Genomic DNA, 12,599 nt, shown 5'->3' with positions numbered 1-12,599 from the left:
GTCGCCCCGGCACCCACACGGCAGGCGGAGCTAGGCGGGGTCCGGCGCCCCGCCGACTTCGCGCCGGGTGATCTCGAGGCCAATGTCGTCGTAGGTGGCGAGGAGTTCTGAGCGCGCCATATCAGCGGGGTCGTCGAGCAGCCCGAACACGGAATCGCTCGCGGCCAGCAATTCGTCGTCGGAGTATCCGCTCAGCGGCCGGGTTCCCGAGGCGTCGATAGAGGCGGTGAAGTCTCCCGAGATGTTGAGGGACTGCAGTTCGGTGGCGGGGCCATCGCTGTGCGGGCTCAGTTCGAGGCAGACACCGCCGCCGGAGGGAAGGGCGCCGGCCACGCCGGCGTGCGCCAGGCCGCCGTCGATCATGTTGAGATCATTGCGAAGCCCGGCCAGGGCCGAGGATTCCACAAAAGCGGCGCGGCCAAGATAAATGGTGATGTGGGAGGTTATTCCCATCCGGCGGACACGCTGGATAGTCCGCATCAGCGCGGGCCGGGTGTCCCGCGTGAGGCTCCCCCGGACGTCAATCCGGACGGCATCCGAGACGATGTCGAGTTTGACGCGGGCTAGCAGTGTCTGGTCCATAGGTACTCCAAAAGAGGGGTGTCTATGGCCGGCGGCTCAACCTCGTTGAGTTTAACTGCAGGAGTCGGCGGGGCACAAGTCATCTCGCCGCGACCGGATCTGGAGTCCGGATCGGCAATACCGGATCACCAGCGCGGGATCAGTGTGGCTCTGGGCGGCCCGGCTCTTCGAAGTGCGTCCGCGTCGCCGCGCCGCCCACGGACTGGACCAGCGACTTCGCAATATCGCGCAGTTTCACGTTGCCGTTACTGGACGCATCGGTGAGGATCCTGACGGCGGTTTCCTGGTCACAGCGGTTCTGCGCCATGATAATCCCGACCGCCATGTCGATGACGGTCCGGGATTCGAGCGTGGCCCGGAGGTTCGTGGCGCTGTCCGTGTGCAGGGAGATGCGGACAGCCAGCCTCAGCGCCTGCGAGATTTCGCGGGTGTAGCCCCGGGCGCGGGCGGCCACGTCGCCGTCGAACTTGTGCGGCGCCTCCGAGTACAGGTTCAGGGCGGCCTGGGCTTCGCCCTGAAGGTGGAACGGCACTGACAGCACCGAGCGCAGCCCGTGCGAGGCGACGGCTCCGGCGTACTCGGGACCCCAGCGGTTTTCGGCCAAAAGGTCCGGAACATGGACTTCGCGTTCTTCCTTGGCCGCGGTCAGGCACGGGCCCTGGGACAGCGAGTACTGGACCTCATCCACTTCGCGGGCGTGGTTGCTGCTCCAGCCGATCGTTGCAGCCTTGCGGTCCCGCAGCAGGGTGATGCCGCACAGCGCGTCGTCGCCTGAGCCTGCCACCTGGTGGGCGGAAAATCGTGCAAGTTCGTTGAGAAACTCCTCGAAATCTGCGCTGTCCAGGATAAGGTTCTGGATCTGATCCACGGTGCTCAACGACGGGTCGGCGCTCGCAGGAGCGTCGGCGGTGAGGATTGGATCGGACGGGAGCATGGCGGGGGTTCTCCAGATGCGGTAAGAGCGGGTTAGCCAAAGGATAGGTCACACTTCGGAACCAGTCCACATGCCTCGGGCCGGCCCGCCCGGTACCGGCCCTGTGCCGGGCTGAGGGGTGGCGCCTAGCTGAGGCCGAGTTCGCCCTTGCCGAAGACGAAGAGATAGGGAACACCCGCCACCGCTTCGATCTTTTCCTTGGCACCGGTGTCACGGTCCACGATCACGGCGACGGCTACGACGTTGCCGCCGGCCTTGCGGACGCCCTCGACCGCGGTCAGCGCGGAGCCGCCGGTGGTGGAGGTGTCCTCCAGGACGAGGACCTTGCGGTCCAAGACGGAGGGGCCTTCGACCTGGCGGCCCATGCCGTAGGACTTCTGCGCTTTGCGGACCACGAACGCATCCACGGGCCGGCCGGTATCGACGGCGGCGTGCATCACGGCGGTGCCCACCGGGTCGGCACCCATGGTGAGCCCGCCCGCGCACTCAAAGTCGATCCCGGCGTCGTCCAGCAGTGAGAGCATGACCTGGCCGACCAGCTTGGAAGCCTCATGGTGCAGCGTGATCCGGCGCAGGTCGATGTAGTAGTCGGCCTCGGCTCCGCTGGAAAGGATGACCTTGCCGCGGACGATGGCCAGTTCCTTGATCAGTTCGAGCAGGCGGGCACGGGCAGCGGCAGTGTTCGACGCGGAGTCGAGGGTGGCAGTCATGGGACCCAGTTTAGTGGCTGGCCCGTAACGGCATCCGGCCGGGGCCGCGAGAGTCCGGCGGATCGCCGGGGACTCCGGATCGCCGCCCGCCTTATCCGGCGCCGGGCCGCAGATGCTGAGGAGTGCGCCGGGCGAACCCGGGCGCATGCTCGGGCCGCGGGCCGAAGGCGATGAAGCGGGGAACCACGCGGCCTGCCGCCGGGAGATGCCGCGCGAGGAACAGCAGGGCCGCCGGAGCGCCGGAGCGCTTTCCGGACATGATCGGCTCGAACAGCAGGCGATGCATAGCGCGCTGGGCGGTCTGCACGACGACGGTGGGCATCCGCCGCCGTCGTTGCACTTTGGCCAGCTCCGCACGGGACACCCGGCCGCGGAGAAGTGACGGGGCCAGGCAGTCCGCGGCGGCCACTGCGTCCTGGATGGCGAGGTTAATCCCCACCCCGCCGGCGGGCGACATCGCATGGGCTGCGTCCCCTATGCAGAGCAGCCCGTTGATGTGCCATTCGCGCAGCCGGTCCAGCCGGACGTCCAGCCAGTGCAGGTCCTCCAGTGAGGCGATGGCGTCGACACGGTCGGCGAAGTCCGGGCGGAGGGCCGCGATCCGCCGTCGGAATTCCTTGATGCCCTCGGCGCGGAGCCGGGCGTCGGTGCCTTTCGGGGCGAGGTAGCCCATCTGGAAATAGTCGGTGCGGAACAGGGCCAGCAGCGCCTCACCGCGGCCGAATGCCGGCACGATTCCCGCCACCGCGCCGCGCTCCGAGGTGTAGCGCGGCAGCCGGAACCACCAGGTGTCGAACGGGACGGGATACGCCTTCGGCGCCAGGCCGGCCTCGCGGCGCAGAGTGGAATGCCGTCCGTCCGTGGCGATGACCAGATCCGCGCGGAGTTCACCCCCGGCGCCGTCCGCTGTCCGGTAGCGCACACCGGTGACGCGTCCGCCGTTCCGGACCAGCGCGGTGGCGGTGTGGCTCATCCGCAGGCTGAAGGAAGGCTCCTGGGCGGCGGCACCGGCGAGGAAGTTCAGGAAGTCCCATTGCGGCATCAGGGCGACGTAGTTGTAGGGTGCGGGCAACGAATCGAAGTTGCCCATCGTCACAGGCGGGCCGCCGGGTACCGGAAAAGCAACGTTGGTCAGCCGGCTCTGCGGCAGCCGGCGGAACTCCTCGCCCAGGCCCAGCTCGTCGATCAGCCTGATTGTCGAAGCGTGGACGGTGTCCCCGCGGAAGTCCCGGAAGAAATCCGCGTGTTTCTCCAGTACCGTTACTTCCACCCCGGCCCTGGCCAGCAGCAGGCCCAGCATCATCCCGGCCGGCCCGCCGCCCACCACCACACATCCCGTCGTCTCCATGCCCATACGCTACGCCCGTGCGGGGTGCCGCGGGAGGAGTTCTTCGCTGCGGGAAATTCCCGGCGCTGCACGAAATTCCCGGCGCTGCGGGTATCCGCGTAGCGCCGGGTAATTTGCGCAGCGCGGGCCGAAAGCGCAGCGTCCGGCGCCGCTGGCGGCCCTGCCGCTGGCCGGGTCCCGCCGTGCAACAGTTGAGTCCGATTGACACCGCTGGCTAGGCTTTGAGTCATGCGTGAACTCCAGGCGAAGATCATCGAAGAAATGGGCGTGCAGCCCCGGATCGACCCCGCCGAGGAGGTGCGCCAACGCGTTGCGTTCCTGAAGGACTATCTCAAGGCGACCCGCACCAAGGGGTTCGTCCTGGGAATTTCCGGCGGCCTCGATTCGTCCCTGGCCGGGCGGTTGGCCCAGCTGGCGGTCAATGAGCTCGAAGCGGAAGGGGTGGACGCGAGCTTTGTGGCCGTCCGGCTCCCCTATGGTGTCCAGCATGACGAGCCCGACGCGCAGGCCGCCCTGGACTTCGTCGGTGCCGAGACGGAGTGGACGTTTAACATCGCCCCGGCCGTGGACGGATTCGAGCAGGAGTTCGAGAAGACCACCGGCAACCAGGTTACCGACTTCACCAAGGGCAACATGAAGGCCCGCTCCCGCATGGTCGCCCAATACGCGCTGGCCGGGGAGCACAACTACCTCGTGATCGGCACGGACCACGGCGCCGAGTCCGTGACCGGGTTTTTCACCAAGTTCGGCGACGGCGGGGCTGATGTGCTGCCGCTGTTCGGGCTCAACAAGCGCCAGAACCGCGCGCTCCTCGCCGAGCTGGGTGCCCCGGCCCGGGTCTGGGACAAGGTGCCCACCGCCGACCTGCTCGACGGCAAACCCGGGCGCACCGACGAGGACGAGCTCGGCCTCAAGTACGACGAGATCGACGACTACCTTGAGGGCCGCGAGGTCCCGGATGAGGTCGCCGAGCTGATCGAGCAGAAATACCTCCGGACCCGCCACAAGCGCACGGTCCCGGTCACCCTCTTCGACACCTGGTGGAAGTAACCGGCCCAAGGTCGCGCTCCGTCCGGGAGTGTTACGCGTCGCAATGTTTGGCCGAGTGGGCATCTTTGGGCGTGACGAGGGCCGCCGGGGCCGGCGCGTCAGTGTGGAAGGACCCCGGGACGGCAGCCTGGGGTGAACCACGACGTCGAAACCCGCCGAGACCGCCCTACCGTCCGCCCTGCAGCAGGGTCGAGATCCGGTGCGCCTCGTCCATCAGCACCCGTCCCAACTGTGCCCGGCGGTCCTCCCTGAAGCGCGACTCGATGCCGGTCAGCGACAGCGCCCAGGCCGGGCGTCCGCGCTGGTCGAAAACTGCGGCACCCATCCCCCAACTGCCTTCCAGCACCAGCCCCGGGTTCACCGAGTAGCCGGCCTGCCGCGTCGCTTCCAGATGGGCGCGGACCAGCGGCCCGGTGTGGGCCGCCGCGAATCTGCCCGCGTGGGTGGCCCAGCCCGTCAGCAGCTCCTCCTGCTCCGCCTCGGGCAGGAACGCCATGATGGCGGTCCCCGCGGACGCGACTCCCAGCGGAAAGCGGACGCCCTCGTGCAGCACGAACGACCGCACCGGAAAGCTGCCTTCCTCCCGGAGCAGGCACACCGTTTCCGCGCCGCGCCGGATGGAGAAGAAGGCACTTTCGCCGGTCTCCTCGGCGAGCCGGCGCAGGCTTGGCCGCGCGATTTCCTCAAGCGGGAAGCGTGCCGAGGCCACGGAACCCATCAGCAGGATCTCAGGCCCCAGCACCCAGTGGCCGCTGCCCGGATCCTGGTCCAGTAGACCCTCGGCCGCCAGCGAGGACAGCAGCCGGTGCACGGTGGGGCGGGTCAGCCCGGACTCCCGGACCAGCTCCACGAGCGGGGAGCCCTCCGGCTTCCGCCCGACGATGCGCAGCAGGGACGCGACGCGGCTGACCACCTGGGCGCCCTGGACCGGCGAATGGACCGCTGCTGAATTCATCGACTTCTCCCATAGATGCTTCATGAAATATCCAAAATATCCACATTGTGGACGTCTACCAGCTTACTGTCCACACTGTAATATCGCGATACTAGAGGCCGAAGTCGCCCGTTGACAGCCCCCTTTTGGGCACCGTAGGCTCCAAGCTCAGAGGGACAGTCCACAAAGTGGATTGCTGCGAGAGCTCAATGAGGAGATTCAATGTCAAAGCTGAAATCCGGGGCGGCCGCCGCGCTGCAGGACGTGCTGCGGGACGGTATGACGCTCGCCGTCGGCGGCTTTGGCCTCAGCGGCATCCCGGCGGACCTGATCGAGGCCGTCCGCGATTCGGGCGTGAAGGATCTCACGGTGGTGTCCAACAACATGGGCGTGGACGGCAAAGGCCTCGGTGTGCTGATTGAAGCCGGCCAGGTCCGCAAGGTCATTGCCTCCTACGTGGGCGAGAACAAGCTCTTCGCCGAGCAGTACCTCGCCGGCAACCTGGAAGTGGAGTTCACCCCGCAGGGCACTCTGGCAGAGCGCCTCCGCGCCGGCGGCGCCGGCATTCCGGCGTTCTACACGAAGACCGGCGTCGGCACCCTCGTCGCCGAAGGCAAGCCGCTCGCGGAGTTCGACGGCGAGACGTATCTCCTGGAACGGGCCATCAGGGCCGACGTCGCCCTGGTCCACGCGCACACCGCCGACACCGACGGGAACCTGATCTACCGCTACACCGCGCAGAACTTCAACCCGGTGGTCGCCACCGCCGGCGCCGTCACCGTCGCGGAGGCCGAGGTCATCGTCGAACCCGGCGCCCTCGACCCCAACCACATCATCACCCCCGGCGTCTTCGTCCAGCGCCTCGTCCAGGCCAGCGCCCGGGTCAAGGACATCGAACAGCGGACCGTCCGTCCCCGCAACGGGGCAGCCGACCCAACGTCCGCCGTCGTACCGGCAGCGGCGCCCGCCGCAGTACCGGCCTGACCCGCCACCCCCACAAACCTGAGGAGAAACATCATGGCCTGGACCCGGAATGAAATGGCTGCCATCGCGGCCGAAGAACTCAACGACGGCGACTACGTCAACCTTGGCATCGGCATCCCCACGCTGGTCGCCAACAACCTGCCCGACGGCGTCCGCGTCGTCCTGCAGAGCGAAAACGGCCTGCTCGGCATGGGCCCGTTCCCCTACGACGGCGAGGAGGACGCGGACCTCATCAACGCCGGCAAGCAGACCGTCACGGTTCTGCCCGGCGGCAGCATCTTCGACTCCGCCGCTTCCTTCGGCATGATCCGCGGCGGGCACGTCAAGGTCGCCATCCTGGGTGCCATGCAGGTCTCCGGCGACGGCGACCTCGCCAACTGGACCATCCCCGGCAAGATGGTCAAGGGCATGGGCGGCGCCATGGACCTCGTCGCTGGCACCCCGCGCGTCGTGGTCCTCACCGAGCACAATGCCAAGGACGGCACCGCCAAGATCGTGAAGGAATGCACGCTCCCGCTCACCGGCCTGAGCTGCGTGGACCGCATCATCAGCGACCTCGCGGTGTTTGACCTCGTGAAGCAGGACGACGACGGGCGGAAGCTCACGCTGACCCGCCTCGCCCCCGGCGTCACGGTGGAGGAAATCCGCGAAAAAACCGAAGCAGACTACGACGTCGCGCTTGAACTCGAAGGAGCCACCGCATGAGTCTGCGCGAACAGTTCGGCAAAGATGTCCTGCTGACCGGCTGGGGCCACAGCCGCTTCGGCAAGCTCACGGACGAGACCCTCGAGTCCCTGATCGTCCAGGTGTCCACGGAGGCGATCGGCAATGCCGGGATCGAACCGGGCCAGATCGACGAGATCTACCTGGGCCAGTTCAACGCCGGCATGATGCCGCTGGCGTTCCCGTCCTCGCTGGCCCTGCAGGTCTCGGAGCAGCTGGTCAACGTCCCGTCCACCCGGGTCGAGAACGCCTGCGCCTCCGGATCGGCCGCGTTCCAGCAAGGCACCAAGTCGCTGCTGGCCGGCACCGCGAAGACCGTCCTGGTGATCGGCGCCGAAAAGATGACGCACGCCGGCGCCGACGTTGTGGGTGCGGCGCTGCTCGGCGCGGACTACGACATGGCTGGCCGGGCCTCCAGTACCGGCTTCACCGGGCTCTTTGCCGAGGTGGCCAGGCACTACGAGAAGCGCTATGGCGCTGGCGCAGGGAATCTATCCGACGTCCTGGGCACCATCGCCGCGAAGAACCACCGCAACGGCGTGGACAATCCGTACGCCCAGCTCCGCAAGGACCTTGGCGAGGAGTTCTGCCGGACCGTCTCGGACAAGAACCCGCTGGTGGCCGACCCGCTGCGCCGCACCGACTGCTCCCCCGTCTCCGACGGCGCCGCCGCCGTCGTACTGAGCATCGCCCCCACCGGCGGGGCCACCGCCCCGGTCCGGCTCGCCGGTTTCGGCCAGGCAAATGATTTCTTCCCGGCCGAGCGCCGCGATCCCACCGCCTTCGCGGCGACGCGGGTCTCCTGGCAGCGGGCGCTGGGGATGGCCGGCGTCGGGCTTGAGGAGCTGGACTTTGCCGAGGTGCATGACTGCTTCACCATCGCCGAGCTGCTGATGTACGAGGCGATGGGGCTGACCGACCCGGGGCAGGGTTCCCGCGCCGTCGAGGAGGGCTGGGTATTCAAGGACGGCAAGCTGCCCGTCAACGTCTCCGGCGGGCTCAAGGCCAAGGGCCACCCCGTCGGCGCCACGGGTGTCTCGCAGCACGTCATCGCCGCGATGCAGCTGACCGGCACCGCCGGCGGCATGCAGTTACCCACGGCCCGCCGCGCCGCCGTGCAGAACATGGGCGGCGTGGGCATCGCCAACTACGTCAGCGTCCTCGAAGCCCTCTAAAAGCAACGCGGGGTCAGATACGGCCCATGTATGGTGCGTCGATGGGCCGTATCTGACCCCGCGTTGGTGGGTTTTCGGCGGGACTAGCGGCCCCGGATCAGTCCGGCGATTGCCGCAAAACCGAGCCGCTCCGCATTCTCCAGTGCGGTCCTCCCCTGCGGATCCCGGATATCGGGGTTGGCACCGGCCGCCAACAACTGCTGCACCACGTCCTGCTGGCGCGGGCCGCCGTCGTTGAGCAGAATGGCTTCCTGCAGGGCGGTCCAGCCCAGCTTGTTGACGTGGTTCACGGGAACGCCGGCGGCAATGAGGATCCGCACGGTGTCGATGTGACCGTGCTCGGAGGCAGGGATGAGTGCAGTCCCGCCGAAGCGGTTGGTGCTGGCGACGTCGGCCCCGCTGGCCAGGGTCAGCTGCAGGATCTCGTTGAATCCTTCGGCCCCGGCATAGAGGAACGCGGAGTCCTCGAGAGCGTCTTTCGCGTTCACATTGCCGCCGGCCCGGATCAGCTGGGCAACCAGGGCCAGATCGTTGCTTTTGGCGGCCCGGACCAGATTCTGGTCGAGCTCCGCCTGGACCTGCGGGGACAGCGGGACCCGGCTGCTCGGAGCAGGCGCCGGTGCTGCGGAGGACGACGACGGCGGGTCCGAGGTCGCGACGGCCGGCGCAGACTCCGGGCGCGTTGGCGGTCCGGCGTCGGTGCTGCAGCCGTTCAGAAGTGCTGCCGAGCCAACCACGAGGCCCAGGACTCCGGCCACAACTCCCGGCCGGCCGCGCCGGACGGATTCCCCGGGACCGATCCCGAACCTCGTCATGGACCGAGCCTACCTGGCCAATCGGGCGATGGCCTCGGCCCCGGCTGTGGCACAGGCTTCGTCCAGCGCACCGTCCGGAGCCCCGCCCACGCCAATTCCGGCCACGGACACGCCGTTGACCTTCAACGGGACGCCGCCGCCGAGGAAGAGGGTGCCGGGGAGATCCGCGATGCTTGGCCCGCTTCCGTTGATGCGCTTGGCGAGTTCGCTGGTGGGTGCCCCGAATGCCGCGGCCGTGTAGGCCTTTTGCTGCGCGGCTTCGATGGTGTGCTCAGCGGCGTTGTCGCCCCGCAGCAGAGCCTGCACGGTGCCGAACCGGTCCACCAGCGCGACAGTGACGAACGGCAGTTTATCTGCCTGGCACTTCTCGAGGGCCGCGCGGACCGCGTCGGCCGACGCCCCCACGGTTATGCGGCTCTGGGCAAGGACGGCGGCGGGTGCCGGCGGGAGATCGACGGCGGGCACCGCCGCAGGGGCCGCCACCCCTGGCGCCGCCGGGACGCTGCCGGCGTTGGCCGCGGCTGCCAGCCCTCCGGTCAGGAGCAACACTCCGGCGGCTGCGGACACGATCCTGGTGGACTTCTTCATGGCATTCTCCTTTGGACTGACGGTGCAGGGGGCTCGCCCCTCGGCGTCCTTCCATCCTCTCGGCTGGCTCCGGCCGCGGCATCCGGCCTTCGGCTTCGACCGGCTCACCCGTCGGGTCGGCCTGATCAGCCAAAGGGATGAGAGACCGCCAATGGCGGGGCCCCTAGCATGGTAAGTAGCACTCCATCCACCGGAACCGGACCCCTATGCCCCCGCCAGACCCAGACCACTCCCCGGAGACTCCGGCTGCCGGTCCGCCGAAAGGACGGTTCCGGCGAATTGATGCCGCGGTCCACCTGGGGTTTGCGGTTCTCCTGGTCGTGTCGGCGTTGCGCTACCTGATGCGGCACAGCCCGGCGGACAATCTCCCCATCCTCGGGCTCGCAGCGGCAGCGTTCGTCCTCTACTCTTTCATCGCCGTGTTGTCCCGGCGCCGGCGCCGGTGGGCGTTCTGGATGTTCGTCCTCGTGGCAGTGTGGGCAATCCTGGTCCTTGCGGCGCCCAGTTTTGCCTGGTGTTCGTTTGCGCTGTTCTTCCTCTGCCGCACCGCGTTCACCGGCGCCGTGGCCTACATCGCCGCGGGCACAATTGCCGCCGCCACGGCGGCCGGGCTGTTCAGGCTCGGCAACGGCACCGATCTGGCGATGCTGCTGGGCCCGCTCGCCGTGGCGGCCATGCTGACGCTGATCTATGACCGGATCGAGAACGACGCCGCCGCGCAGCGCCGCCTGCACGCCGAAGTAGCTCTGGCCCAGAGCCGGCTCGCGGCCAGCGAGCGCCGGGCCGGAGCCATCGCCGAACGTGAGCGCGTGTCCCGCGAAATCCACGACACCGTGACGCAGGGGCTGGCCAGCAGCCTTCTGCTCCTTGAAGCGGCCAACCGCGCCTGGCCCCGCCCTTCCGCGAGGCAGGACGTCCGCCAGGCCAGCACCCTGCTCCGCCAGAGCCTGTCGGAAACCCGCAGCCTCGTCCACGAACTCGCGTCCCCCGGGCTCGATGCCTCCCCTCTGCCCGAGGCCCTGCTCCACGCCGCCAGGCCCTATGCGGCCGAGGCCCGGCTGCTGGTCACCGGCGATCCGAGGCCCGTGCCACCGGAGGTCCGGCACACACTGTTACGCGTGGTTCAGAGCGCCGCGGCAAACATCAATCTCCATGCCGGGGCCGCGAACACGACGCTGACGCTCGGCTTCCTCCCGGACACCGTCACCTTGGACATTCACGACGACGGCGCCGGCTTTGATCCCGCGGCGGTGTCACCGCCGTCGGACGCCGGAGGCTACGGCCTGCGCGCCATGCGCCAGCGTGTCGAGCAGCTCGGCGGGGTATTCTCGATCGAAAGCACCCCCGGCGAAGGGACCATCGTGGCCGCTCAACTTCCTGCCGGCGGGGAAGAATGAGCGCCATCACCGTACTCCTCGTGGACGACCACCTCGTGGTCCGGAGCGGACTCAAGGCCCTCCTGGGAACGCAACCGGACATCGACGTCGTGGCCGAGGCCGCCACCGGCGAAGATGCCATGGTGAAAGCGGAGCAGCACTCCCCCGCGGTGGTGGTGATGGACCTGGCCATGGGAGAGGGCATGGACGGCATCGAGGCAATCAAACAACTCCGGCGGCGCAACGGCAAACAGGCGGTGCTGGTGTTCACCACCTATGATTCCGACGCCGACATCGTCCGGGCCGTGGATGCAGGGGCCATGGGGTACCTGCTCAAGGATGCCGCCCCGGAGGAGATTTTCGCGGCCGTTCGCGGCGCTGTCCAGGGCAAGAGTGTGATGAGCGCGCCGGTGGCCTCCCGGTTGTTTCAGCAGCTGCGCAATCCGGATGAGGTGCTGACGCCGCGCGAGGCCGAGTTGCTGAGCCTCCTCACGGACGGGCTCAGCAACCGGGAACTCGGCCGGCGGCTGTTCATCTCGGAGGCAACGGTCAAGACCCATCTCGCCCACATCTACGCGAAGCTTGGTGTGGAGACCCGGGCTGCGGCAATCGCCACCGCCATCCGCCGGGAGGGCATGCGCTGAAGCAGCCCGGTTTCCGGCCCAATCCGGGCCGGGTCTTCGGCGTCGTGATGCCGCTGGATGACGTTCCGGAGGCTTACCGGGCGATGGACGAACGGCGCGCCATCAAAGTGCTGCTCACCCCCTGACCGGAGGTCCCCGGGGAACCCGCAGAGGCAGCCGGAGAGCATCCCGGCGTCGTTGCGGATGGGGATTATCACCCGAACGGCTATCAAAAGGCCCTGGCCACAGCTTCCAGCCGTGACGAAAACCCGCCGTTGGCCCCTTGCACCACAGCCCGCAGACCCGTACGTTGGGGGACAGCGGACGAATGTCTCCGCAGCCGTTGGCCCCAGGGCCGCCGGAGATCAGCAGCATTTCAGAAGGATATGGCATGGCTACAGGCACAGTTAAATGGTTCAACGCTGAAAAGGGTTTTGGCTTCATTGCCCCGGATGACGGGTCAGCCGACGTTTTCGCCCACTATTCGGCAATCGCCAGCAGCGGCTACCGCTCGCTGGATGAGAACCAGAAGGTCGAGTTCGACGTCACCCAGGGTCCGAAGGGCCCGCAGGCCGAGAACATCCGCCCGCTCTAAGTACACCGGATAGCAGCCCCGGCCAGCCGGCCGGGACTCTGTCCCCCAAGACCACAAACGCCCCGCTCGAGGATTCCTCGGGAGGGGCGTTTGTTGTTGGCGGGCCAGTGCGCCCGGCCGGCGCCGGCGCGGCACATCACCGGCCACCAGGACGTGATTCCC

The 12,599-nt window shown here is 68.1% G+C and carries 14 protein-coding genes and 1 pseudogene; 8 read left to right on the top strand and 7 right to left on the bottom strand.

Features of this window, described 5'->3' with window-relative positions:
* Positions 1-30 precede the first annotated feature (30 nt).
* The 4 genes from AC50X6_RS01215 to AC50X6_RS01200 form a co-directional block, all read right to left on the bottom strand.
* Positions 31-582, bottom strand: a complete 552-nt coding sequence (locus AC50X6_RS01215; RefSeq protein WP_494964502.1) for a hypothetical protein — start codon at positions 580-582, stop codon at positions 31-33.
* Positions 583-721: 139 nt separating this feature from the next.
* On the bottom strand, positions 722-1,516 hold the full coding sequence (locus tag AC50X6_RS01210) for a GAF and ANTAR domain-containing protein (protein WP_494964501.1): 795 nt from the start codon (positions 1,514-1,516) through the stop codon (positions 722-724).
* A gap of 125 nt (positions 1,517-1,641) precedes the next feature.
* Entirely contained in the window at positions 1,642-2,226 is a 585-nt protein-coding gene (gene pyrE / locus AC50X6_RS01205; protein WP_494964500.1) for an orotate phosphoribosyltransferase, read from the bottom strand.
* A gap of 91 nt (positions 2,227-2,317) precedes the next feature.
* Positions 2,318-3,574, bottom strand: coding sequence for an FAD-dependent oxidoreductase (locus tag AC50X6_RS01200; protein ID WP_494964499.1), 1,257 nt, complete (start codon positions 3,572-3,574; stop codon positions 2,318-2,320).
* Positions 3,575-3,802: 228 nt separating this feature from the next.
* Between AC50X6_RS01200 and nadE the strand changes: the two genes are divergently transcribed.
* Positions 3,803-4,624 (top strand): NAD(+) synthase, encoded by an 822-nt coding sequence (gene nadE / locus AC50X6_RS01195; protein ID WP_494964498.1) that lies wholly within the window; start codon positions 3,803-3,805, stop codon positions 4,622-4,624.
* A gap of 166 nt (positions 4,625-4,790) precedes the next feature.
* On the opposite strand, the gene AC50X6_RS01190 is transcribed toward nadE, so the two are convergent.
* Entirely contained in the window at positions 4,791-5,579 is a 789-nt protein-coding gene (locus AC50X6_RS01190; protein ID WP_494964497.1) for an IclR family transcriptional regulator, read from the bottom strand.
* Positions 5,580-5,780: 201 nt separating this feature from the next.
* On the opposite strand from AC50X6_RS01190, the gene AC50X6_RS01185 reads away from it, so the two are divergent.
* Genes AC50X6_RS01185 through AC50X6_RS01175 form a run of 3 tightly spaced genes read left to right on the top strand, consistent with a single transcriptional unit; the run spans position 5,781 to position 8,440 of the window.
* Positions 5,781-6,542 (top strand): CoA transferase subunit A, encoded by a 762-nt coding sequence (locus AC50X6_RS01185; protein ID WP_494964496.1) that lies wholly within the window; start codon positions 5,781-5,783, stop codon positions 6,540-6,542.
* A 33-nt stretch (positions 6,543-6,575) separates the two neighbouring features.
* Positions 6,576-7,247 carry a CoA transferase subunit B gene (locus tag AC50X6_RS01180; protein WP_494964495.1) on the top strand — a complete coding sequence of 224 codons (672 nt, stop codon included), beginning with the start codon at positions 6,576-6,578 and terminating at the stop codon, positions 7,245-7,247.
* Entirely contained in the window at positions 7,244-8,440 is a 1,197-nt protein-coding gene (locus AC50X6_RS01175; RefSeq protein WP_494964494.1) for an acetyl-CoA acetyltransferase, read from the top strand. The genes AC50X6_RS01180 and AC50X6_RS01175 overlap by 4 nt, the downstream gene beginning before the upstream one ends.
* Positions 8,441-8,523: 83 nt before the next feature.
* Here AC50X6_RS01175 and AC50X6_RS01170 read toward each other — a convergent pair whose 3' ends face one another.
* Positions 8,524-9,255, bottom strand: coding sequence for an ankyrin repeat domain-containing protein (locus AC50X6_RS01170; protein ID WP_494964493.1), 732 nt, complete (start codon positions 9,253-9,255; stop codon positions 8,524-8,526).
* Positions 9,256-9,264: 9 nt separating this feature from the next.
* Positions 9,265-9,843, bottom strand: coding sequence for a GlcG/HbpS family heme-binding protein (locus tag AC50X6_RS01165; RefSeq protein ID WP_494964492.1), 579 nt, complete (start codon positions 9,841-9,843; stop codon positions 9,265-9,267).
* Positions 9,844-10,049: 206 nt separating this feature from the next.
* On the opposite strand from AC50X6_RS01165, the gene AC50X6_RS01160 reads away from it, so the two are divergent.
* The 4 genes and pseudogenes from AC50X6_RS01160 (at position 10,050) to AC50X6_RS01145 (ending at position 12,437) form a co-directional block, all read left to right on the top strand.
* Complete coding sequence (locus AC50X6_RS01160) at positions 10,050-11,240, top strand: sensor histidine kinase (RefSeq protein WP_494964491.1); 1,191 nt, start codon at positions 10,050-10,052, stop codon at positions 11,238-11,240.
* Positions 11,237-11,863 carry a response regulator gene (locus AC50X6_RS01155; protein WP_494964490.1) on the top strand — a complete coding sequence of 209 codons (627 nt, stop codon included), beginning with the start codon at positions 11,237-11,239 and terminating at the stop codon, positions 11,861-11,863. Before AC50X6_RS01160 ends, AC50X6_RS01155 begins: the two co-directional genes overlap by 4 nt.
* A 20-nt stretch (positions 11,864-11,883) precedes the next feature.
* A pseudogene (locus AC50X6_RS01150) lies at positions 11,884-11,988 on the top strand (IMP dehydrogenase); the annotation flags it as partial.
* 245 nt (positions 11,989-12,233) lie between these two features.
* Complete coding sequence (locus tag AC50X6_RS01145; protein WP_013599688.1) at positions 12,234-12,437, top strand: cold-shock protein; 204 nt, start codon at positions 12,234-12,236, stop codon at positions 12,435-12,437.
* Positions 12,438-12,599 lie beyond the last annotated feature (162 nt).

The sequence above is a fragment of the Pseudarthrobacter sp. HLT1-7 genome (assembly GCF_059383435.1).
Note: the sequence above shows the minus strand (reverse complement) of the source record. Positions and strands in the feature narration are given on the sequence as shown.

Excerpts from the sequence above, each read along its gene's own strand:
- AC50X6_RS01145 (WP_013599688.1), top strand. The coding sequence starts at position 12,234 with ATGGCTACAGGCACAGTTAAATGGTTCAACGCTGAAAAGGGTTTTGGC.
- AC50X6_RS01210 (WP_494964501.1), bottom strand. The coding sequence starts at position 1,516 with ATGCTCCCGTCCGATCCAATCCTCACCGCCGACGCTCCTGCGAGCGCC.
- AC50X6_RS01215 (WP_494964502.1), bottom strand. The coding sequence starts at position 582 with ATGGACCAGACACTGCTAGCCCGCGTCAAACTCGACATCGTCTCGGAT.
- AC50X6_RS01175 (WP_494964494.1), top strand. The coding sequence starts at position 7,244 with ATGAGTCTGCGCGAACAGTTCGGCAAAGATGTCCTGCTGACCGGCTGG.
- AC50X6_RS01200 (WP_494964499.1), bottom strand. The coding sequence starts at position 3,574 with ATGGAGACGACGGGATGTGTGGTGGTGGGCGGCGGGCCGGCCGGGATG.
- AC50X6_RS01185 (WP_494964496.1), top strand. The coding sequence starts at position 5,781 with ATGTCAAAGCTGAAATCCGGGGCGGCCGCCGCGCTGCAGGACGTGCTG.
- AC50X6_RS01180 (WP_494964495.1), top strand. The coding sequence starts at position 6,576 with ATGGCCTGGACCCGGAATGAAATGGCTGCCATCGCGGCCGAAGAACTC.
- nadE (WP_494964498.1), top strand. The coding sequence starts at position 3,803 with ATGCGTGAACTCCAGGCGAAGATCATCGAAGAAATGGGCGTGCAGCCC.
- AC50X6_RS01190 (WP_494964497.1), bottom strand. The coding sequence starts at position 5,579 with ATGAATTCAGCAGCGGTCCATTCGCCGGTCCAGGGCGCCCAGGTGGTC.
- AC50X6_RS01165 (WP_494964492.1), bottom strand. The coding sequence starts at position 9,843 with ATGAAGAAGTCCACCAGGATCGTGTCCGCAGCCGCCGGAGTGTTGCTC.
- AC50X6_RS01170 (WP_494964493.1), bottom strand. The coding sequence starts at position 9,255 with ATGACGAGGTTCGGGATCGGTCCCGGGGAATCCGTCCGGCGCGGCCGG.
- AC50X6_RS01155 (WP_494964490.1), top strand. The coding sequence starts at position 11,237 with ATGAGCGCCATCACCGTACTCCTCGTGGACGACCACCTCGTGGTCCGG.
- AC50X6_RS01160 (WP_494964491.1), top strand. The coding sequence starts at position 10,050 with ATGCCCCCGCCAGACCCAGACCACTCCCCGGAGACTCCGGCTGCCGGT.
- pyrE (WP_494964500.1), bottom strand. The coding sequence starts at position 2,226 with ATGACTGCCACCCTCGACTCCGCGTCGAACACTGCCGCTGCCCGTGCC.